The sequence below is a fragment of the Paenibacillus sp. J31R34 genome (assembly GCF_059383715.1).
Genome location: NZ_JBXENU010000009.1, coordinates 17,813 through 39,166 on the forward strand (window position 1 = coordinate 17,813; position 21,354 = coordinate 39,166).

At 52.2% G+C, this 21,354-nt stretch carries 19 protein-coding genes; 5 read left to right on the forward strand and 14 right to left on the reverse strand.

The window, feature by feature from the left end; translation table 11 throughout:
• Positions 1-285 precede the first annotated feature (285 nt).
• From AC50YG_RS22825 to AC50YG_RS22875, 11 genes are all read right to left on the reverse strand, one after another.
• Entirely contained in the window at positions 286-1,911 is a 1,626-nt protein-coding gene (locus AC50YG_RS22825; RefSeq protein WP_494829903.1) for a response regulator, read from the reverse strand.
• The gene (locus AC50YG_RS22830; protein ID WP_494829905.1) at positions 1,908-3,653 is read right to left on the reverse strand and encodes a sensor histidine kinase; all 1,746 of its coding nucleotides are present in this window, start codon (positions 3,651-3,653) and stop codon (positions 1,908-1,910) included. The genes AC50YG_RS22825 and AC50YG_RS22830 overlap by 4 nt, the downstream gene beginning before the upstream one ends.
• Positions 3,654-3,848: 195 nt before the next feature.
• Positions 3,849-5,066, reverse strand: coding sequence for an acyl-CoA dehydrogenase family protein (locus AC50YG_RS22835; RefSeq protein ID WP_494829907.1), 1,218 nt, complete (start codon positions 5,064-5,066; stop codon positions 3,849-3,851).
• A gap of 23 nt (positions 5,067-5,089) precedes the next feature.
• The gene (locus AC50YG_RS22840; RefSeq protein ID WP_494829909.1) at positions 5,090-6,460 is read right to left on the reverse strand and encodes an LLM class flavin-dependent oxidoreductase; all 1,371 of its coding nucleotides are present in this window, start codon (positions 6,458-6,460) and stop codon (positions 5,090-5,092) included.
• 48 nt (positions 6,461-6,508) lie between these two features.
• Complete coding sequence (locus AC50YG_RS22845; protein ID WP_473756203.1) at positions 6,509-7,498, reverse strand: ABC transporter ATP-binding protein; 990 nt, start codon at positions 7,496-7,498, stop codon at positions 6,509-6,511.
• On the reverse strand, positions 7,482-8,576 hold the full coding sequence (locus AC50YG_RS22850) for an ABC transporter ATP-binding protein (RefSeq protein ID WP_494829912.1): 1,095 nt from the start codon (positions 8,574-8,576) through the stop codon (positions 7,482-7,484). Before AC50YG_RS22850 ends, AC50YG_RS22845 begins: the two co-directional genes overlap by 17 nt.
• A 48-nt stretch (positions 8,577-8,624) precedes the next feature.
• Positions 8,625-9,533, reverse strand: a complete 909-nt coding sequence (locus AC50YG_RS22855) for an ABC transporter permease (RefSeq protein WP_494829914.1) — start codon at positions 9,531-9,533, stop codon at positions 8,625-8,627.
• A gap of 21 nt (positions 9,534-9,554) precedes the next feature.
• Complete coding sequence (locus tag AC50YG_RS22860; protein WP_494829916.1) at positions 9,555-10,502, reverse strand: ABC transporter permease; 948 nt, start codon at positions 10,500-10,502, stop codon at positions 9,555-9,557.
• 99 nt (positions 10,503-10,601) lie between these two features.
• Positions 10,602-12,209 (reverse strand): ABC transporter substrate-binding protein, encoded by a 1,608-nt coding sequence (locus AC50YG_RS22865; protein ID WP_494829918.1) that lies wholly within the window; start codon positions 12,207-12,209, stop codon positions 10,602-10,604.
• A 28-nt stretch (positions 12,210-12,237) separates the two neighbouring features.
• Positions 12,238-13,431: an amidohydrolase gene (locus AC50YG_RS22870; protein WP_494829920.1), complete on the reverse strand. Its 1,194-nt coding sequence runs from the start codon at positions 13,429-13,431 to the stop codon at positions 12,238-12,240.
• Positions 13,432-13,482: 51 nt separating this feature from the next.
• Positions 13,483-14,142: a carboxymuconolactone decarboxylase family protein gene (locus AC50YG_RS22875; RefSeq protein WP_494829926.1), complete on the reverse strand. Its 660-nt coding sequence runs from the start codon at positions 14,140-14,142 to the stop codon at positions 13,483-13,485.
• Positions 14,143-14,296: 154 nt separating this feature from the next.
• Between AC50YG_RS22875 and AC50YG_RS22880 the strand changes: the two genes are divergently transcribed.
• Together AC50YG_RS22880 and AC50YG_RS22885 are read left to right on the forward strand one after the other, a co-directional pair.
• The gene (locus AC50YG_RS22880; RefSeq protein WP_473756210.1) at positions 14,297-15,193 is read left to right on the forward strand and encodes a LysR family transcriptional regulator; all 897 of its coding nucleotides are present in this window, start codon (positions 14,297-14,299) and stop codon (positions 15,191-15,193) included.
• Positions 15,194-15,337: 144 nt separating this feature from the next.
• The gene (locus AC50YG_RS22885; RefSeq protein ID WP_494829930.1) at positions 15,338-16,699 is read left to right on the forward strand and encodes an LLM class flavin-dependent oxidoreductase; all 1,362 of its coding nucleotides are present in this window, start codon (positions 15,338-15,340) and stop codon (positions 16,697-16,699) included.
• Positions 16,700-16,780: 81 nt separating this feature from the next.
• On the opposite strand, the gene AC50YG_RS22890 is transcribed toward AC50YG_RS22885, so the two are convergent.
• Positions 16,781-17,050 carry a hypothetical protein gene (locus AC50YG_RS22890; protein WP_341279586.1) on the reverse strand — a complete coding sequence of 90 codons (270 nt, stop codon included), beginning with the start codon at positions 17,048-17,050 and terminating at the stop codon, positions 16,781-16,783.
• A gap of 347 nt (positions 17,051-17,397) precedes the next feature.
• Between AC50YG_RS22890 and AC50YG_RS22895 the strand changes: the two genes are divergently transcribed.
• Entirely contained in the window at positions 17,398-18,282 is an 885-nt protein-coding gene (locus AC50YG_RS22895) for a YihY/virulence factor BrkB family protein (RefSeq protein WP_494829933.1), read from the forward strand.
• A 112-nt stretch (positions 18,283-18,394) separates the two neighbouring features.
• Positions 18,395-18,631 (forward strand): hypothetical protein, encoded by a 237-nt coding sequence (locus AC50YG_RS22900; protein ID WP_338553137.1) that lies wholly within the window; start codon positions 18,395-18,397, stop codon positions 18,629-18,631.
• Positions 18,632-18,742: 111 nt separating this feature from the next.
• Here the strand turns inward: AC50YG_RS22900 and AC50YG_RS22905 are convergent, their stop codons facing one another.
• A complete protein-coding gene (locus AC50YG_RS22905) occupies positions 18,743-19,384 on the reverse strand; it encodes an NAD(P)-dependent oxidoreductase (RefSeq protein WP_494829935.1) in 642 nt (213 codons plus the stop codon).
• Positions 19,385-19,578: 194 nt separating this feature from the next.
• Here AC50YG_RS22905 and AC50YG_RS22910 point away from each other — a divergent pair, with 194 nt between their 5' ends.
• A complete protein-coding gene (locus AC50YG_RS22910; protein WP_494829937.1) occupies positions 19,579-19,992 on the forward strand; it encodes a chemotaxis protein CheW in 414 nt (137 codons plus the stop codon).
• Between the two features lie 145 nt (positions 19,993-20,137).
• Here AC50YG_RS22910 and AC50YG_RS22915 read toward each other — a convergent pair whose 3' ends face one another.
• Positions 20,138-21,223, reverse strand: coding sequence for an ABC transporter substrate-binding protein (locus AC50YG_RS22915; protein WP_494829939.1), 1,086 nt, complete (start codon positions 21,221-21,223; stop codon positions 20,138-20,140).
• Positions 21,224-21,354 lie beyond the last annotated feature (131 nt).

The following is a 21,354-nucleotide window of genomic DNA, read 5'->3' on the forward strand; positions in this document are numbered from 1 at the left end:
TTCTCGGTGATTCTGTTGAAATAGCGGCTGCTCTGTCCACCCAGTCTATTTTTGCGCAGGGAGTAGCCCACTGAAACGATGGATATGAAGCTGACTTTCGGTACATATGTTTACCTTCATGAGGTGTAACATTCCCGGTAGGAGAGGCAAATTGTTTGACACTAAATTCGATCTGGATCCGGATCTGGATATGGCTTGCTTAAGTTTGCATACACGCTCTAATTACTTTGATCATATAGTCGTTTTTGCTGGGCTTCTTCTGTGACTAAGAAAATAACCGGGCCATCAGCTTCCCTTAGCCTGCCCGCTTTGCTGAAGCTTGCGATATTCCTGCGGGCCGACTGATGTCGCTTTTTTGAACATTTTTGAAAAATGCGAATAGTTGCCGTAGCCCAGCTCGTAGGCAATGCTCGTAATCGCCAGCTCCGTCTTCGCCAGCATTTGCTTGGCGAGCGCTACCCGCTCCTGCAGCACATATTCCGAAATCGTCAGTCCCGTGTCCTTCTTGAACAGCCGGGCCAAATAATCCGGATGCAGGCACACATGGCCGGCAATATCCTCACGCGATAAATCCTCGCTCATATGCTTGGCAATATAATGCTTCACCTTGTCTACAACGGTCTGTGTCTCGTCCACAACGTTCAGATTGCCGCTGACCTCCTTGATCAACACCCCTACCCACTCCGACAAGTCGGTGATGGAACGGGTGACGGCATCCGCCCGCTTCATCAGCACCATGGCGGAGAACACCTGATGCGCCCGCAGCCCCTTCGCATGCAGCACCTGATGCACCATTTGCAGAAAATCCTCATAGAAGCTGCGCAGCCAGCGGGCATCGGCCTGACCCGTATGCTTGACGCTGTCCAAATACTTTTCGATTTCCTCAAGCATTTCTTTTCCGCAGCCGAGCTTGAGCATCTCTGCCCAGCCGCTCATTACCGGAAGCGGCGCGACATCTGGGCTAACGCTGCAATTAGTTAGGCTAAGCCGTTCATTTGACCGAGTCACATTATGCGACTCCAGCTCGGCAAGCTGCTCGTACATCTCGCATATTTCCTCCACAGGCACCGCGCTGCCCATATAACAGCACAAGTCGCAGAAAAAATAACGATTGCATGCCTCGATGTACGAATCGATCTGTTCATGCAGCTGCTCGCCATCCTCCTGGCGAATAGGCAGCAGCGCAAGCAGCGCCCCACTGCGCACCTGAATGATTCGGCCAAGCCCAGACTTCGCTAGAATCATCTCTTCAAAGGAATTGCGCAGCGCATATTCCATAATCTTCTCTTCGCGCAGCGTCAGCTCCTTATGCCAGCGCTGGACGCTAATGAGCACCGGCTTATAGTGCGGCAGCTCCTCGTAGGCAATGTTATGCTTCGCCAGCGCTTCGCGAACGCCCTCCTTGGTTGAAGGAATGGCGCGGCTTAGCAGGTCCTGCCAGAAGCGCTCCATAAACATCGGCTGGTACGATTCCCATAGCCGATAATAATGCTCGTACATGTCTGCGAATTGCAGCTTCTCGCGGTCGAGATCGGCTTTCGTAAGCTTGTCCAGCGCGCGCTTGACCGTGCTCGCCAGCTCGGGGTAACGAACGGGCTTGAGCATATAATCGCAGCTGCCAAGCTGAATCGCCTTTTGCGCATAGGAGAAATCCGCATGGCAGGTAAGGAACATCGCCTCCGTCTGGGGAAAATGAATTTTCACCCAGTCCAGCAGCTCGAAGCCGTTGCCCTGCGGCATTTCGATATCACAAATTAGCACATCGATTTTGCTGTCGCTCATGATTTCCTTGGCGGTTCGGATATTGTACGCCTCATGCACGACCGAAATGCCGAGCGACTCCCATTCGACGCCTGCTTTAATGCCCCGCACCGCATGCCGCTCATCATCGACAATCAACAGCTGTCTCATTCTCGTCGTCCCCCTGTCTCTTCTGGTTGCATCGGCAGCCACAGCTCCACGACTGCTCCAAGGCCGGAGCTGCCGCTAAGCGCCATGCGGGCTGCATCATGATACAGCAGTCCCAGCCGCTGCTTCACATTTTGAATCCCGATATGATCGCCTTCTTCATTGCTCAGCTCCATATCGCGCTGGAGCAGCGCCAGCACCTGCGGCGGAAAACCTTCCCCCGTATCCTCAATGCGGACATATAGCGTATCTTCATTAAGCGCCTGGGCGGTAACAGCAATGTGAACCTGTGTATCCGTATTTACCGCATGCTTAATCGTATTCTCCACGAACGATTGAATGACTAGTGGTGGAATCGGTATTTTTCCGAGACTCTCATCCGTGTGGAAAGCGAAGGTCAGATCGCCCGGAAAACGCATTTCCTGAATGCGTAAATAATTCATCGTATGGGCAAGCTCATCAGACAGAGACACGAATGACAGGTTGCTGCGGAACATAAATCGAAAATATTGCACCAGGCAATGGGTCATTTCCTGAATGAGATGATAGTCCTTCACCTGCGCCAAATTATAAACAATGTTCAGTGAGTTAAGAAAAAAATGCGGATTGATTTGCAGCTGCAAATGCTTAAGCTGCGCTTTTTTGTAATTCAGCTGCTCCTCCAGCACATTAACCTTGAGCTCCTGAATTTGCGTAATCATGCGGTTGAACGATTCGTTCATCACCTCAAATTCAAATGTCGAGGACGGTTTCGTGATCCGCATATCCAGATTGCCGGCTTCGATGCGGCGCATCGCCATAATTATGCGATTGACCGGCACAAGCACCAGCTTGCGCAGCAGCAGCAAAATGATCGGCAAAATGATAATGGCCCCAAAGGAGATAAGCGAGACGATGCTGCGCAAAAAAGGAAGCTTCTCCAGCACGACGCTGTCGGGAATGAGGGCAACCAGTCCAAAGCGGCCTCGCGAGGAGGGCTCGCCGACTGCGATAAATTGGTCGTTGCTTCCCGTAAGCTGGTAGCCTTCATTGTCGCTGCTGCTTGGCTCAATCGAGATGCCGTCATCCAGCGGCGTATCTATAATGGGCTTCATACGGTCATCCGTCAGAAAGGCCCGGCCATTTTCACCCAAATCAATTAAATGCAGTGGAACCATCAGCTGATCGACATTGCCCATCGCGCCTATATAAATGTCGCCGTATTGAATGACATAGGCTAAATAATCACCGCCTGCCATATGCTGAACGAACCAGTCCTTTTGCAGCGGCTTCTTGGCAAGCTTGATATTATCTACAATATCCTGCTCCATCACGGAACGGCTGGCATAATCCGGGGCAACGCCGAATACACTCATCAAATCATCGTTCTCCGGCGAATAAATGAAGAACATGTCCATCGACTTATAATTGGGCAATTCATTCCTCAACTGGTTGCTCAGCTGGATCTTCTCGAACGAATAGCTGTCGGGATTTTGCTCGCGCGGCTGCTCCAGCACAAGCAGGCCAGTCTCCATCGCCGCAATATTAAACAGATATTTCTCCACATCCTCCAAATTGCGGTCAATTTGGCCCATATAGAGGCTGATCAAATTTTTATTGGACTGGGCTACCTGATTGCGTACGACATTAATCGCATACAAGTTGTTGTAGATCATGAAGGAAACAATCGGAATGACGAGCAGCAGAAAGCCAAATAACAGCTTAAAGCGGAGCGTTCGATAAAAAAACGGATGCCGGAACCTCATGCCTTACCCCTCTCTCTTCTGCCGCTTTATCAAAGTATATTATTATTTGCAAGCGTTTTCAATAATATCATTTTTTCCTGCTTGCTCCTGCCAAGCCTAGCTGAACCAAGCTAAGCACAAATAAGAAAGCTTCCCAAATTGGCATTCGGAAGGCTTTCTTGATTGTGCTTGATTGTGGTTGACTGGACTCCCAGGCTACAGCCCCAGCTCATGCTTGCCCGCAGCCTCGCGCTGCTTGTCTACCGAATCATGCAGCGTGAGCGTTCGGGCATTGCGATAATAGCGGTCGAAATTGCAGCTTCTGGTCGCCGAGCGAGCGCCCATAATTTGAAAAATCGCATTCGTTACGTCCAGCGCGGTGTCGGTCGCGATGATTTTGGCATGGGACGCCGCCGCTTGAACGGCCCTGTACAATTCCGGTTCATCTGGCCGCTCATTAACAGCTTGCAGCAGGCGTGCGGCGCGAAGCACCAGCTGCTGCGCGGAGGCGAGCTTGGCTGCCATTTCGCCCACACGGAGCTGCGTTATCGGGTCCTCAGCCGCCGTTTTGACGTCTGACCATGGCCTTGCTTTCTCCTTCAAATAGGCCACGGCCTCCCGATATGCGCCTATCGCAATCCCGACATATTGGGCGGCAAAATGAATATGAAACTGCGCTGCGAAAAAAGGAGCATGGGCGGCATAAGCGCCAGGCCCTCCCAGCACATGCGCTTCTGGAATAAAAGCCTCCTGCGCTAGGACGGTGCCGCTTCCGGTGCCGCGCTGTCCGATGCCGTCCCAATCATCGTTGACCGTGATGCCCGCTCCATCAAGCTCCGCTATGGGCATCATATACCGCTCATCCTGATTGCCCGGCGCATCCTCGGAAACCGAGCGCCAGAACGCCCATTTTGCGCCGGGCGAGCCGGTTGCAAAAATCTTTTTCCCATTCAGCCGGTAGCCGCCTTCTACTTTGCGAAGCGTATTGGCCAGCACGAAACGATTCGCCCCTGCCTCGCTCCCAAAACTCCCGAATAGATGACCTTGCTGGACCTCCTCGAAAAAAAATCGCTGCTGCGCCGCATCGCCCATCGCATGCACCAGCTGCACACCGGTATTATGCAAGGCAAATACTTGCGAGGTGGACGAGCACCAAGACGCCAGCTCCATCAGCGCCAGTACGAGCAGCACCGCATCCCCCTTGCAGCCAGCCCCTAATCCGCCGAATGCATCAGGTACAGAAAGATTCTGCAAGCCCTCGCTCTTAAGCGCAGCCAGTGATGAATACGGGTAAGCTCCCTCATTATCCACCTGCTTCGCTGCGGGTCCAATGCTTTGCTTGCCTATACGGCGAAGCTGGGCGAGGAGCTCCGCTTGGCGCTGCGTATATTCGGTCTGCTCCACAAGCTGGAGAAGCAGCTCGTCGTTAAACATAATCGTCTCCTTCTTTCCTTCGATCAGACAAGGGCGGCCGGCGTACGGAAAGAAGCGCCTGGATGATGCTCCGGCAGGCGTGCCTCTCCCTTGCCGAACAGCCGCTCGCGAAGCGTGCCTGCTTCGTAATCGGTTTTGAACAGCCCCCGTTTTTGCAGCTCCGGGATGACCAGATCGACAAAATCGACATAAGAGCCTGGCAGCACATATGGCTCCAGATTGAAGCCGTCCACGTCCGTCTCCTCCGTCCAGCGTTCGATTTGATCCGCAACGTCTTCCGGCGTACCGACAACGGTCAGACCGCGAAAGCCCTTTTGCACAAAATCGTCCATGACCTCCTGTACCGTCTTCTTCGTCTTGCTATGCTTCGTAAAACGGTCGGTATGGGTTTGGCCCATTTCGGTATGAATATTTTCAAAAAAGGCATTCGGGTCAAGCAACGTCAGGTCGATGCCCGTCACACCGGCGTAGCTGGACAGCGTCGCTTCTGCGCTCTGATGCTGCATATACTCGTCGAATTTGCGCTGCGCCTCCTCGCGCGTCCGCGCCACTACAACCGACAGCCCGGTGAACACTTTCACCGCTGCCGGATCACGCCCATATTCCGCTGCCCTCCTGCGAATATCAGCGATTTGGTCCCGAAGCACCTCCGTCGTCGGCGCCTTGAGAAAGATGCCCTCCGCGTGCCTCGCGGCGAAAGCGCGTCCCCTTCCTGAGCTGCCTGCCTGAAAAATGACCGGCGTCCGCTGCGGGGAAGGCGTCGAAGCATGGTACCCCTCCGATTTAAAATATTTCCCCTCATGCTTCACCTTATGAACCTTCTGCGGATCAGCGAATATCCGCTTCTCGCGATCAACGAGCAGCGCATCGTCCTGCCAGCTGCCCTCCCAATACTTATAGCTGACATCCATATATTCGTCGGCCATATCATAACGCTCGTCATGCGGCAGAAACTCGCTTCTGCCGAACAAATCGGCGGCTGATTTGCTGCTTGTCGTTACGACGTTCCAGCCGATTCGCCCCCTCGTAATATGATCCAGCGTTGAAAATCTGCGCGCATTCGCATAAGGAGCCTCATACGTCGTCGAGGTCGTCATCGTAAAAGCGAGGTGCTCAGTCGCCTGCGCAAGCGCTGGAATGAGCAGCATCGGATCATTGCCTACTGCGCCCGATGCTTCACGGAACGCAAGCTCGGTCCTCTCCTTCGGATAGCCGTAGCTGTCGGCGAAAAACATAAAGTCAAACTTGCCCCGCTCCAAAGTTCGGGCGATATCAATCCAGTAATCAATGCTATTATAATGAATGCGATTTTGCTCGGGATGCGTCCAGATGCCTTGGGTCAAATGATTGACTGCGTTTACCTCGAAGACTCCCAAATGAATTTTTTTCTTCATCGTCTACTCTCTCCTATCCCTCATTAGCTTAGCTTGGCTGCACGGACGTTACGCAAGATGGCATGCTGCAAAATGGCCCGGCGCAACCTCCCGCTTGACTGGCGCGAGCTTCCGGCATGTCTCAACCGCAAACGGGCAGCGCGGATGAAAGGCACAGCCGCTGACCGTTTCCAGCGGAGACGGGATGTCTCCTTGCAAAATCATCCGCTCCTTCTTAATAGCGGGGTCGGGAATCGGCACAGCAGACAGCAGCACCTGCGTGTAAGGATGCAGCGGCTGGGCGAACAGATCGTCCGTTCGGGCCTCCTCAACCATTTTGCCTAAATACATAACGCCAATACGGTCAGATATATGGCGTATAACGCCAATATCGTGGGCGATAAATAAATACGTCAGCTTCAATTCCCGCTGCAGCTTGCGCATCAGATTAATGATTTGCGATTGAATAATGACGTCCAGTGCTGAAACGGGCTCATCGCAGATGACAAGGCGAGGCTCAAGAATAAGGGCCCGGGCGAGGCCGATCCGCTGACGCTGGCCGCCGGACAGCTCATGCGGCAGCCGATCATAATGCTCCTCCTGCAAGCCCACCGTCCCGAGCATCCGCAGCGCAAGCTCCGTTCGCTGCTGCGGGCTGCCTATTCCATGAATAATGAGCGGCTCCTCCAGCGTCCTGCCAATGGTTTTGCGGGGATTTAGCGAAGAATAGGGGTCCTGAAAAACCATTTGGAGCTGGCGGCGACTGGCCCGAAGCTGGCGGCTTGGCATCTGGTTTAAATCCTCGCCCTGGTACAGCGCTTCTCCGGCAGTAGGCTCAACTAGACGCAGCAGCGCCTTGCCTAGCGTGCTTTTGCCGCAGCCCGACTCCCCGACCAGCCCGTAGGTTTCCCCTTCATAAATGTGAAAGGAAACATCATCAACGGCTTTAACGAGGCTTTTGCGAAAAGACGCCGGACGCTTCGTACTATAATGCTTGGACAAGCCCTTCACTTCCAGCAGCGGCACTGGACCGCCTTCCTGTTCATGGGGTGATGGCATGCTGCACGCCTCCTTTCGCATCAGCTTCTGCAACAGCATCGGCTGCTTCAACTACTTCAGCTGTTTCAGCTACCTCATCTGCTTCGACCGCTTCGGACAGGGTGCCGGCATGCCAGCATCGCACCATCGCTCCACTGGTAGCATCCTGAATTAATTCTGGCATATGCTGGCGGCATTGGTCGTCGGCATATGCGCAGCGCGGCGCAAAGCGGCAGCCAGACGGCACATTCAATAGCGAAGGCACACTACCTTCAATTACCTGCAAATCCTTCGTTCGGTCACTATCCATTCGTGGAATGGCTCCCATCAAGCCTAATGTGTACGGATGCAGCGGGCGCGCGAATAGCGTCGCCACATCAGCCATTTCAACGACCTGCCCCAAATACATGACAACGACGCGCTGGCATGTTTCCGCAACGACGCCCAGATCATGGGTGATGAGCAGAACGCTCATACCCAGCTTACGATTCAGCTCCGTAATCAGCTCCATAATTTGCGCTTGAATCGTCACATCCAGCGCTGTCGTCGGCTCGTCGGCTATGAGCAGCTGCGGCTCGCAAGCCAGCGCCATCGCAATCATGACGCGCTGGCGCATGCCTCCGGAAAGCTGGTGGGGATACTCCCATACCCGCTGCTCCGGAGAAGGGATGCCCGTCAGCTTAAGCAGCTCGATTGCTTTGCGAACCGCCTCCTTGCGCCTGATTTTCTGATGCAGCATGATCGCCTCGATAATTTGCTCGCCGATGGTGTATACCGGATTGAGTGAGCTAAGCGGGTCTTGAAAGATCATTGCAATTTCATTGCCGCGAATTGCCCGCATTTGCCGCTGCTTCAGCTCAAGCAGATTGCTGCCCGCAAACCGAATTTCCCCTTCATAGCTAACATCATGCTTCTCATCGAGCAGCCGCAGCACGGACTGGGCAGTGACGCTCTTGCCGCACCCGGATTCTCCGACAACACCGACGATTTCCCCTCGCTTCACATCAAAGGAAACGCCATCGACTGCCGCCAGCTTCCCGCGTGCTGTATGAAAATAAGTTCGTAACGCTTTAACCTCCAGCAAAAGCTCCTCCGGCATTTCTTCCACCCCTCCTTAGTCGGACTCCAGCCCGCCATCTGCGATGCCCTATTTTTTTCCCTTACCCTGTCTAACATGAGGATCGAGCAAATCCCTGATGCCATCCCCAAACAAATTCATCGCCAGTACCGAAATAATGAGCGCAAAGCCGGGAAACAGCGTCATCCACCAGGAGTTGTATATATACATTTTTCCATCGGCCAGCAAATTGCCGAGGCTTGCCATTGGAGCCGGAATGCCCGCTCCCAGAAAGCTAAGTGCGGCTTCCACAATAATCGCCTCGGCAAAAATAAAGGAGCTCTGCACAATGAGCGGCGAAATCGTGCTGGGCATAATATGCTGCCACAAAATTCTCGTCTGTGACGCGCCAAGCGCATGCATCGCCTCCACATAGGTTTGCTCCTTTGCGACGAGCGCGGCCGAGCGGACGATTCGGGCTACCGATGGAATAAAAACGATAATCAGGCAAATAATCAGATTGGAGACGCTTGGCCCGAGCGCGGCCATGATGGCAATCGCCAGCAAAATCGCCGGGAAAGCAAACAAAGCATCCATCGTCCTCATCAGCAATTGATCCAGCCATTTGTACATGCTCGCATACAAGCCGACCACAAGCCCGAGAATAGCGACCGATAAAGCGACGGCAAAGCCAACCTGCGCCGATATTTGCGTGCCATGCATCACCCGGCTGAAAATGTCCCGGCCCAAATTATCCGTGCCAAACCAGTGCTCCGCGCCCGGCGGAGACAAGCGGTTGACGATATCGACTTCGAGCGGGCCGTAAACCGAAATCCATGGCGCAAAAAAAGTAATGAAGGCGACCACTATAATCAGCACGCTGCCCGCCGACGCTGTTTTGCTGGCCAGCAGCCTCTTGAGCAGCCCGTGTCCACGCCTTCGACTGCCGAAAGCACGCTTGCGCTTTGCCAGATGAAGCGATGGCTGTGCTTTTCCCATCCGCGCTCAGCCTCCTTTCTGTTATTTATTCAACCGAATCCGGGGATCAACGACCGCATAAAGCAGGTCAACGACCAAATTCACAAGCACATAGGTAAACGCGATGAACAGCACCAAGCCTTGAATGACGGTATAGTCCCGGCGCGATACCGAATGCACCAGAAGCTGTCCCAGTCCCGGAATGTTAAAAATACTTTCCACAACCGCAGCTCCAGCGAGCAGCGTACCGAACGTTCCGCCAATGACGGTCAAAATGGGAATCAGCGCATTGCGCAAAATATGCTTGTATACGATGCTCCGCTCACGCAGCCCCTTCGAGCGCGCCGTCTTCACATACCCTTGGTTCATCACCTCCAGAAAGGAGGAGCGAACGATTCGGGCAATAACCGACGACATGACGACGCCGACTGAAATGGCGGGCAATATTAAAAATTTCAGGAAGTCCCACAGCCCGTCACTGATCGGCGCATAGCCGGATACCGGCAGCCATTTCAGCTGAACCGCGAACAGAAGCACCAGAAACATGCTGAGCAAAAAGCCGGGAATGGTTATGCCGAGCAGCGTATAGGCAGTCAGTGCCTTGTCCGCCCAGCCCCCGCGATTAACGGCTGCCCAAATCCCGAACGGCAGGGCGATAGCAATCGCCAGCAGCTCGGCAAGCAGCGCGAGCGACAGAGTAGGCTGAAGATGCTCGCCAATGACAGCGGACACCGATTTTTTCAAAAAATAAGAATCGCCTAAATCCCCTTGCAGCGCCGAGCCCATCCACTGGCCATATTGAAAGATAAGGGGCTGATCAAGCCCCATATTAGCACGAAGCTGCTGAATCGTCGCTTCATCTGCGCCATCGCCCAGCATGACGCGCGCGGGATCACCCGGAATGAGGTAAATGATCAGAAAGACAATAACCGACATGATGAACAGAATGGGGATCAACGATAACACCCGTTTTACAATAAAAGCGGTCAAACCGTTTACCTCCTTCCAAGGTGGAATTCCGCACGGCGTGCAGCTGCTGTATGCCTGCTTTAAGCCTGCTACCATGCTGGATAGTGCTGTGCAATGCTGTTATTCAACCAGCTTCGTATTTGCAAGATTCGGAATGTTGCTGAGGAACGTCAAGCCGACGAGATTTTTGCGAACCGCATTGTAGTTGTAAATATCGCCGATCTTAATCGCCGCCAAATACTCCCACTCATAAGCTTGCAGCGCATCATTCGCCGCTTTAATCGCATCGTCGCTAATTGCCGAGGTAGAAGCTGCAAGCAGCTCAGCAAGCTTGGCATCATCTGCAAACCCATAGGACGGGTTCAAATAAAGCAGCTGTGAAGGTGTTGAAGGCACGAGGAATGGACCGACATAAATATCCCAGCCATTCGGGTCAGCGCGCTTCGTCAGCATCGTGGCGTAATCGGAAATGTCGATTTTCGTCTTGATGCCGATTTGCTCCAGCTGCGCCTGCACCATCAACGTTGCATTATAGAAGGTGCCTGTGTCCTTGGTCGTCAGGAGCGTAACCTCCTCGCCATTGTAGCCCGCTTCCTGGAGAAGCTGCTTCGCCTTGTCCGGATTTTTCTGATTATAGGCTTCGCTGCCTGCCTCGCTGTACCATTTCGTATTTTCCTTGTACATGTAGCTTGGGTTCAAGCGGTACAGCTCCGGTGTGGACACGATGCCAAGCAGAACTTGGTCAACATCGAGCACCGATGCGACAGCCTGGCGGTATTTCAGCTGCGAGAACAATGGCCCTTTTTTATTGAAAACCAAATTAAAATCGGTGGACAGATTTTTGATAATTTCCACATCAGGGTCACTCTCAACCTGCGGCAAATTATCTAGACTGACATCGACGTTGTTAAAGTCCTTCGCGAGGAAGGAGGAGAAACGCGTCGCATTATCCGTTGCCAATGTGAAATACAAATCGTTCACGAGCGCTTCCTTCTTGCCGGAAAAACCGTCAGCTGGCGTATCGACAGGCTGATAGTCGGCAAACTTTTGCACATGCACGTATTGGTCGGTTTTGTACTCCACAAACTTGAATGGACCTGTACCAATATACTCGGTTACCCCGTCCGGACCGGCCGCATCCACGACCTCCTTGGGCATAATAGCTGCAAAATTAAGCACGTGGCTAAGCTGCGCCAATGTATCATTTCTCGGCACGTCCGAGCTGAGCACGACCGTATAATCATCCTTCACCTCAAACTCGCGATCGGAAAAAGAGCTCTTGGCGCGCGGCGCCGTATTTTTCCAGCGATTGAGCGAAGCTGCTACATCCTCTGCCTTCATCTCCTTGCTGTTGTGAAACTTGACTCCTTTACGGAGATGGAAGGTATATACTTTTCCGTCTTCGCTTAGCTCATAAGACTCGGCGAGCATAGGAACCGGCTCATACTTGGCATTAAAGGCGAACAGTCCCTCATAAATATTGACCGCTACCGTCGAATTGCTTCCGCCAAGCGACAGATGCGGATCCAGCGTCGGTATCGTTTGCGCGAGCGGATATTTCAGTTCGGTTGCCAGCTTCTCGCCTCCCGATGCGCCAGCTGCTGCTGACTCGGCAGGCGAAGCCGCTCCTTCCGAGCTTGCAGGTGCAGAGCTGTTGCTGGAGCAGCCGAAAACGATAAGCAAAGCGCTGAGCAATCCGATTATTCCTAGCTTTTGATAATGCTTCATAAATAAAGTGCCTCCCTGTTATTGTGCATTATGACTGCCAATCCACTAGCTTTTCTGCTGCTTTTACGAACAAGGCCACTCCGTTTGCCAACGCAGCCTCATCAATGTCAAATCGAGGATGGTGATGCGGATAGACGATGCCTTTCTCGATGTTGCCTGCGCCTATATTAATGAATGTGCCAGGCACCTTGCGCTGGTAAGCGGAGAAGTCTTCGCCGCCCATGCCCGGAGGGTTGTGGACGACGTGCTCCTTGCCAACGACTTCAATCGCCGCTTCCTCCACGATGCGGGTCAATGCTTCGTCATTGACCACGGGATCATAGCCGTACACATATTGGAATTCGAATTGCGCCCCATGCGCCGAAACAATACCGGCGACAATGCGCTGCAGTTGCTCCTCCGCCTGCCTGCGAACCTGCTCGCTAAAGCTCCGCACCGTACCTTTCAGGGTTACCTTATCGGGTATGACATTATGGGAGGCTCCCGCCGTGAATTGGGTCACGGAGACGACCAGCCGCTCCAAGGGATCGGTATAACGCGCCACAATATGCTGAATATTCGTCACGATCTGGGCGCCAATCGCAATTGTATCGACCGAGCGATGAGGGAAGCCGGCATGGCCGCCAACCCCATTGACTGTAATGGTGAAATTATCCGGCGATGCCGACATTTGCCCATATACGATGCCAATTTGCCCAACGGGCAACTGGGCGGCTAGATGCTCGCCTACGATCCAATCCACGCCATCCAGTACGCCAGCCTCGACCAGCTCGCGTGCGCCCCCCGGAGGAAGCTCCTCTGCATGCTGGAAAATAAACCGGATTTCGCCGTGCAGCCGCTCCTTCTGCTCTACAAGCAGCCGCGCTGTCGCCAGCAGTACAGCGGTATGGCCATCATGCCCGCAGGCGTGCATGACACCCGGATTTTGAGAAGCATACTCAGCCGTGTTTTCTTCCGCTATCGGAAGGGCATCCATATCGGCCCGCAGCGCCAGCGTCTTGCCCGGATAGGCGCCGACAAGCCTTGCCAGCACACTCGTCTTCGTTGGACGGCTAATGATCAGTCCTCCAAAGCTGCGCAGCGTGTCTTCAACAAACTGCGCCGTCTCCGTCTCCTCAAAGGACAGCTCCGGATGCTGATGCAAATGCCTTCGCCATGCTATAGCCTGCTCATGAACCCATTCAGGGAGCTGTCCGCTCCAGCCTTTATTTTCATCTGACATGCTTGCATCCCCCTTCTTCTTTATCAGGCTATTAATGCAGGAAGTCCGTTTCTATTCCCGCTCGTAGGCTTGCAGGGCATTCACCCGATGCGCCATCGCAGAGCCTGCCTTCAATACCGTCGCTACAATAATCGTCTCAGCCAGCTCCTCCAGTGTCGCTCCCGCTTCCTTCGCCTGCCTTGTAAAAATCTCAATGCTGTAAGCATTCCCCGTCACATGGGCCGAGCCCACTGCAATGAGCAGCTTTTCCTTCGCTTCGATATGCTGCGGCTTAAGCGACTTGTGCAAATATTCGAAGAACGCATTGTACAGCCCCTCATTTACGTCCTCCAGCTGCTCTACCAGCTCGATATTGCTTCTGCTGTACAAGTCCGTTTCTTTGCTGCCGTTGAACGCATTAAGCGCATTGACCGAATGGTAGAAGGCGGAATGCGCATTGACCGCAGCACCGACAGCCGCCGCCTCGAACAATTCCTCGAACGATGCGTTTAGCGCCTTTGCTTTGCCCACATGGGCTTCAATACAATAAGGGCAGCCTGTAACGTGGGCAACGGCAACGGCTATAAACTCTTTAACTTTGACTGAAATGACGCCATCGGCAAGTGCTTCCTTGTTGAATTCGCCGAACGCCTTAAAGGCATCGGGGGCATAGCTGAATATTTTGGATGAGAAGCTGGGTGCGTGTCTGGTGTACAGGCTTTCGTTCGACATTAGGGTAAAACCTCCATTTTCCATTTTAAATATGTGTAATCCACTTGATTTAATCGGGTTTATATCTGTTATAATAGGGCATAAAGCTGGACGTGTATAATTGAAAGATTTAAATAGCCAATTTAGTATTTTTTAAGCATAGGGGTGAAATCGCATGGAAATTCGGTTAATTAAAACGTTCCAGACCATTGTTAAGCTCGGTAATTTCCAGCGCGCTGCCGAGGCACTGCAATATTCGCAGCCTACTATTACGATACAAATTAAGAAGCTGGAAGAGGAGCTCGGCATGAAGCTGTTCGAGCGAGGCAAAACCATAACACTCACCAGCGCCGGACGGCTATTCCATGAACGGGCCGACATGCTGCTGCGGGAATACGACGAGCTAAACAGCTCCTTGACGGACTTCATTCAAGGGGATGCCGGCGTTGTGCGGGTGGGCGCTTCGGAGCCTTCCGCCAGCAGTCGTCTGCCAGGGATTTTGTCCGCGTATACGCAAAAAAAGCCGAAGGTGCAAATTAAAGTCAAGGTCGGTACGACCAGAGAGCTGATGCAGATGGTCATCGACGATGAAATTGATCTGGCGCTGTGCAATCAGCCTGAACCGCATATCGAGCTGGAATTTCACGGTTTAATGAAAGAACAATTTTCATTGTTGCTCCCTGCTGGGCATCCCTTTGCTGAACGCGCGGAAATACGGATGAAGGATTTGCGGAATGAAAAGTTTCTGTTCACACCGGGAACCTGCTCGTTTCGCATTCGCATCGAGGAAATGATTACGAAAAAAATCGGCAAGCTGCGGCATAACAGCATTGAGGTTGCCAGCATTTCCGCGCTCAAATATTATGTGCAGGCGCAGCTAGGCATTGCCCTATCGCCCGTTGTCGCCATTTCTCCGCCGCTGCCAGGGACGATCATCAAGCAGGTTATCGATATGGCCGAGGGGCCTGAGCTCGGCATCCTCATTAAGCGGAACAGCACGACGCTGAGCCAAATTAATAAAGAGCTGATTACCGATATTAAGCTGGCGCTCACTCCTGATCCAGATTGGTAGCAGCAATTATGCTTTAGGTTTATTAAAGCAGCGCTTTAGCATTTTCAATTGTACAAACGCTGCGCCTTCCGCTATGCTCACTTATAACTATTATTCCGAGTGAATAACTTGTTATTTAAATAGTGGAACGGAGCGCTGCTTGTAATGAAAAAAATCCATTTAGGTATTTTCGATATTCATACCCCGAATCAAATGACGCAGGGCTTATGGACCCATCCCGCCAATCAATCTACACGCTATAAGGAGCTGGCTTTCTGGATTGAGCTTGCGCAGGTGCTGGAGCGCGGTAAATTCGATTTTATGTTTTTTGCCGATTCCTACGGCTATCCCCATCATAAGCGTGAGCTTTCGTATCGCGAAGCCGTATACACGCCCTCCAACGATCCGATGCTGGTCATTTCTGCACTCGCTGCCAGCACGAAGCATCTCGCATTCGTCACGACGGCCTCGCCTGTATACGAGCTGCCCTTTCCCAATGCCCGCCGCTTCTCGACGCTTGACCATTTGACAAGCGGCCGCATTGGCTGGAATGTCGTGGCTACAGGCGGCATCAGCGGCGCGGAAAGCTTTGGCCGCAGCGGCATTTTGCCGCATGATGAACGTTATGAGCAGGCTGAGGAATTTATGGAAGCCAGCTATAAGCTGCTGGAGGGCAGCTGGGAGGACGACGCTGTACTCGCTGATCGCGAGCGCCGCATTTACGCCGATGCGGACAAGGTTCATGTTATTGAGCACAGCGGCAAATATTATAAAATGAAGGCTTCCCATGCCAGTGAGCCATCCATTCAACGTACGCCTGTCCTGTTTCAGGCGGGCAGCTCGGATCGCGGACGTGATTTTGCCGCCAAGCATGCCGAGGGTGTGTTTCTGAAAGCCCCTACTGTAGAAGCACTGAGGGCTCAGGTACAGGATATTCGCAAGCGGGCTGCGGCTTATGGCAGAGGAGACGGGGAAATTAAAATTTTCACGGGACTGTCGGCTGTGGTTGGCCGTACGCGTGAGGAAGCTGAGGGCAAGCTTGCCGAATATAACGCCCATCACAGCCGGGAGGCGGCTCTCCTCACCTATGAGAACGCGACGGGTATAGATTTGTCCGCGCTCGATCCCGATGCGCCGTTCGAACATGTAAAAACCGAGCAAGGACGCACACATACCGAGCGTTATACGAAGCATAGCAGCAAAGTTCAGAGCGTGCGCGAAGTGAGCAACAATTTTGCCGAGAAGGAATTTCGTGGCATTGTGATAGCGGGAACCGCCGAGGAGATTGCGGATCACATGCAATATTGGGTGGAGGAAACGGGTATTGATGGCTTTAACTTGGAGCGTTATGTGCTGCCCGGGACGCATATCGACTTTGTCGATCTCGTTGTGCCAGAACTACAGCGCCGCGGCATGTTCAGACAAGAATACGAGGAGGATACGCTTCGCGAGCGCCTGTTCGGCAAAGGAAATACACGCCTGCCGGATACTCATGCTGGCGCAGCCTACCGCTTCCCCCACAGATGACACGCAACAAATAAAAAGGGTTATTCGCAAGTCGCCTTATTCAATCGCGACCCTGCGGATAACCCCTTTCTGTTTCAATATTCAATGCCCCATCTGATGCACTTCTTCGGCGTTATAGGACAATAAGCCGAACACGATCAGCAGCGTTGTGAAGATCACGATGCAGGCACCGATGCGCCGCAGCGTTTTTCGACGCTCGCTCATGTGCACATCTTGGCCATAGCGCTTCTTCGACGAAGCGATAAACAGCAGGCCCACCCCCAGCAGCAGTGCAATAACGACGCTCGCCTTCAAATAAACATCCAAACCATCACTTCCTGTCCGCCCATTTATGCTATAGACGATAATCATTAGGAAAAAGTTGTACCTGCTGCGCGATTAGGGCGTGTCTGAGAACTCTGAGGACAGCAAATTTTGCCGAATTTTCGTTCCATGCAAGGCGCGCTTGTGAAGGCGTACCGGGGGTACGTCAAGCAAACGGAACGAAGCAGGGGGCGAAAAGGCGGTGAAAGGTGCCACTGAACGGGTTTTCAGACACGCCCTAATAGCCTGCGCTTCATTTCGCTTAAGTTGCCGCCTGTTCGGGTAAGCATAAGCAAAGACATAGGCCACAGTGAGTGCTGTGAATGGACCAGAATAGATGATCATATATGAATAACTTAGTTAAAAAAATAGATCCTGAATGGAGGCAGCTGCTCATGGCCCCTAAATCAAAGACGATGCGATTTTTCCTCGATATGTATGTCCGTTTCCGTGATGATGATGTGCCGGGCGTCGCGGCGCAGCTGACTTTTTATTTGATTTTGTCCTTTTTCCCCTTTCTGCTGTTTGTTGTCAGCCTGCTTGGCTTCGTTCAGTTATCGGGGGACAGCCTCATTGCCGAACTCATTCGCCTGCTCCCTGCCGAGACGGGCACGGCGATCAGCCAGGTGCTTGAAGAAATTACGCAGGGCAGCAATGGGGCACTGCTTTCGTTCGGGATGCTCGCGACGATCTGGTCGGCGTCCAATGGCATGAATGCGATTATTAAAGGTCTGAATACCGCCTATGAGGAGCAGGAAAGCCGCCCCTTCTGGAAAATCCGCGGCATTGCGCTGATCGCCACGCTCGTGCTTGGCCTTGTCATTACGCTCGTCATGCTTATGCTTGTATTCGGCAAGACGATCAGCAGCTACTTGTTCGACCTGCTTCATGTGCCGAGTGAAAGCGAGTGGGTATGGAATTTGCTGAAATATGCGATTCCGCTCACTGCTATGCTTCTCGTATTTACCATCCTTTATTGGATCGCCCCTAACCGCAAGCTGCGGCTGCGGGAGGTGATCCCCGGTGTGCTGTTTACAACCTTCGGCTGGGTCGCAGCCTCGATGCTGTTCCAGTTTTACATTAATAATTTCGGCAGCTACTCCAAAACCTACGGCAGTATTGGCGGCATTATTATTTTGCTAGTCTGGTTATTCATTACGTCTCATATCATTATATTAGGCGGGGAAATGAATGCGTCGCTGGCCCGTCCACGCCCAGCTAAGCCCAGTGTGCAAGAGCGCCCGCCGCACAACCGGACAGGCTCCTTTTTCGTCAAATAAAAAAATGCTTGTTCATATCTGAAAATAGTCAATGGCACGAAATGCCTGTTTCATATCTGTTTGCTCGGGTAAATAAAAGTAATTCGATATACATTTCGAGGAGGAATATAGGATGGAATATATTATAAACAAACGCTTTGATGGGGAAGAAATACTTTTAGATGGCAACCACTACATTGGCTGCACGTTCAACAACTGCACCATTACAATATCGTCCCTGCATTTCAACTATGATCGCTGCACGTTCAAAGGCTCCAGCTTCAAGCTTAGCCCAAGCGTTTTTTTCCTGCAAAACGTTTATTCACTGCTGCCTTCATCGACGAACGGCAAACGAGTTCAGCTTGCCTAGTGCGTCGACAGAACACCCCACCTGCAAGCCACTAGAACGTTAACAAGGGCAAGATTCATGATGAGATGAATCTTGCCCTTGTCGGTTGTTTTTGACTATAACGTCTCTTGCTTACTCCGCTTCCGCAACGACTGCGAAACGCTCATTCACATGGTTAGCTTGCTCCGCCTCGTCCACAATGGCAATGGCATAGTCGGCGTAGCTGATGTAGCTGTCACCTTTTGCGTTAAAGAAGAAATTGTCTTCGCCTTTCGTGTAAGAGCCTGTACGTTTGCCGTCCGGGTTGAAAAAAGCAGCCGGGCTAACGAAGGTCCATTTGATGCCCGTCGAGCCTTGAAGATCATTCAAATTGCTGCCTTGGTTGAAGGCTGTTGCATAATATTCTTTAGGGAAATGCTCCGTTTCGAACAAACGCGTTGTCTTCGTTTTATCCACATACAGGCTGCCAGCTCCGCCGACTACGATCAAACGAGTTTCCGGTGCGCCTTGGAGCGCTTCAATCAGCACTTTGCCTAGCTCCACATGCTTCGTTTCCTCGCCTTGCGGTGCACCGAATGCGTTGACTACGATGTCAAAAGCTTTCAAATCCGCAGCTGTAAGCTTGAATGCATCCTTCTCCAATACAGCTGCATTAGATTGTGCAAACTTCGATGCCGTTCTGACGATCGCCGTCACCTCATGGCCTCTTGCTGCAGCCTCCTGAATGATCAAGCTACCTGCTTTACCTGTCGCGCCAATAACTGCTATTTTCATTGTCTATTCCTCCTGAGTATAAATAAGGTTTGTTAGTTGAAAAGCGGCCTACTTAATGTAACTATTATAGTTACAAGTTACTCGCAATGTCAAATCATTATTTTGAAAGCTATATGCAGCGTGTCGAACGATATAATATAATGGAGATAGGAATTGCTCGAAGCATACCAAACACGGCAAGGAGACCATCTCTAATGAGCGACTTTATTATTTTCAACGTGGCCAACAAACCTTTTGCTGTCCATTTTTCGGAAATTGATGAGATTCAAGCAGCCGTAGAAGGAACACCACTTCCTTTCGCCGAGCCGTGGCATGGTGGCGTGGCCAACATTCGTGGCGGCCTCTACACTATTATTAACTTGCGCAAAAAATTTAATCTGTTTGGACAGGCCCAAGGCAGCTATCAAAAAATCATTTTGCTCCGGCAAGCCAAAGTAGCACTGCTCGTCGATGATATCGAAAATACGGCCTCCATTGAAGAAACAGACATTGAGCTTGTGCCCGATTCTTCAGAGAAGGACATTTTCCACCAAGCTTTCAGGCTGGATAACCGGGTTATTCCGATCCTGCATGTAACGCTGTTCCTCGCTTCTACCAAAACCATATAGTGAAACGACACAAGGCAGTTTCCATGCAGCTTCTACGCTGACGGAAACTGCCTTGTGCTGTGTATGATCGTTGATGGATGAGAGATGGGGGATGATGGGGGATGATGAGGGATGCAAGGCGATTCTTTCACCATCAAAGCTGCGCTCAGTACTTCCGAAACGGGATTTCCTTCTTCGCCATTTGCTCCGTATAGACGCTTTCCTGCGGCACGATTCGTTTCGGCAGCGTGCGCCCGGCAACGAGCTCCTGCACCGCCTGCATGATATTCGGGCCAAGCAGCGGATTGCATTCGACAATGCAGTTGATTTTGCCTTCCGCCAGCTTCATGAACGCCCGCCGCGTCCCATCCACTGAAATAATGACAATATCCACGCCCGGCCGCAGTCCATATTCCTCAATCGCTTCAATTGCGCCAAGTGCCATATCGTCGTTTTGGGCAAACAGCACATCCATTTCACCGCCATATTGTTCAAGCAGTGTGCCCATCACTTCCTTGCCCCGTTCAAAAGTAAAATCAGCGTCAACGCTGGCCATGATTTTATAATTTGGCTGCTTCAGCACAATATCCCGAAACCCCTGTCCACGCTGGATCGAGGGGGATGAGCCTTCCGTTCCTCGCAGCTCGACGATTTGGATTGTCTCCACAGCATCCCGCATTTTATCGACCAAATATTTGCCCGCCTTGCGCCCTTCCTCATACAAGTCCGCCCCAATATGCGTCACATAAAGCGAGGAATCGCCCACATCGACGGAACGGTCGGTTATAATGAGCGGAATACCCGCCTGCTTCACCTCGGTTAAAATCTCATCCCAGCCCGAATGCACAACCGGAGCAACGGCAATGACGTCGACCTTCTGCCTAATGAAGGATCGGATCGCCTCAAACTGCTTTTCCTGTGATTGCTCCGCATTTGCGAACAAGAGCTCGATTCCGGCCTCTTTTGCCGCCTCTTTGACCGAATTGGTGTTGGCCATTCGCCATTCGCTCTCTGAACCGAGCTGGGAGAAACCAAGAACAATCGGCCTCACTGGCTGAAGCAGCTCGATTCCTGTTGCCTCAGGCAGCGTTCCGTCTCCTGCTATCTCGCCCTTACCAACACCCGATTCGTTGTGCAGAGCTTGGTCTATTCCCGATGATGAAGGAGCAGGGGACGTAAGCTGGCAGCTGCTCAGAAGCATCAAGAAAGCGATTGCATAAATTATTTTCACAAATACAGCTTGTCTTCGCATAGGCCTTCCCTCCGGTTCAGCCAGTAAAAGCGTCTATGCCCTTCCAGCTTACTGATCGTATTGTAATGGATACGGAGCACTTTGTCATCGTCGTAACGACTCATGGGGTGCCGCGAACAACGTCGAATCGT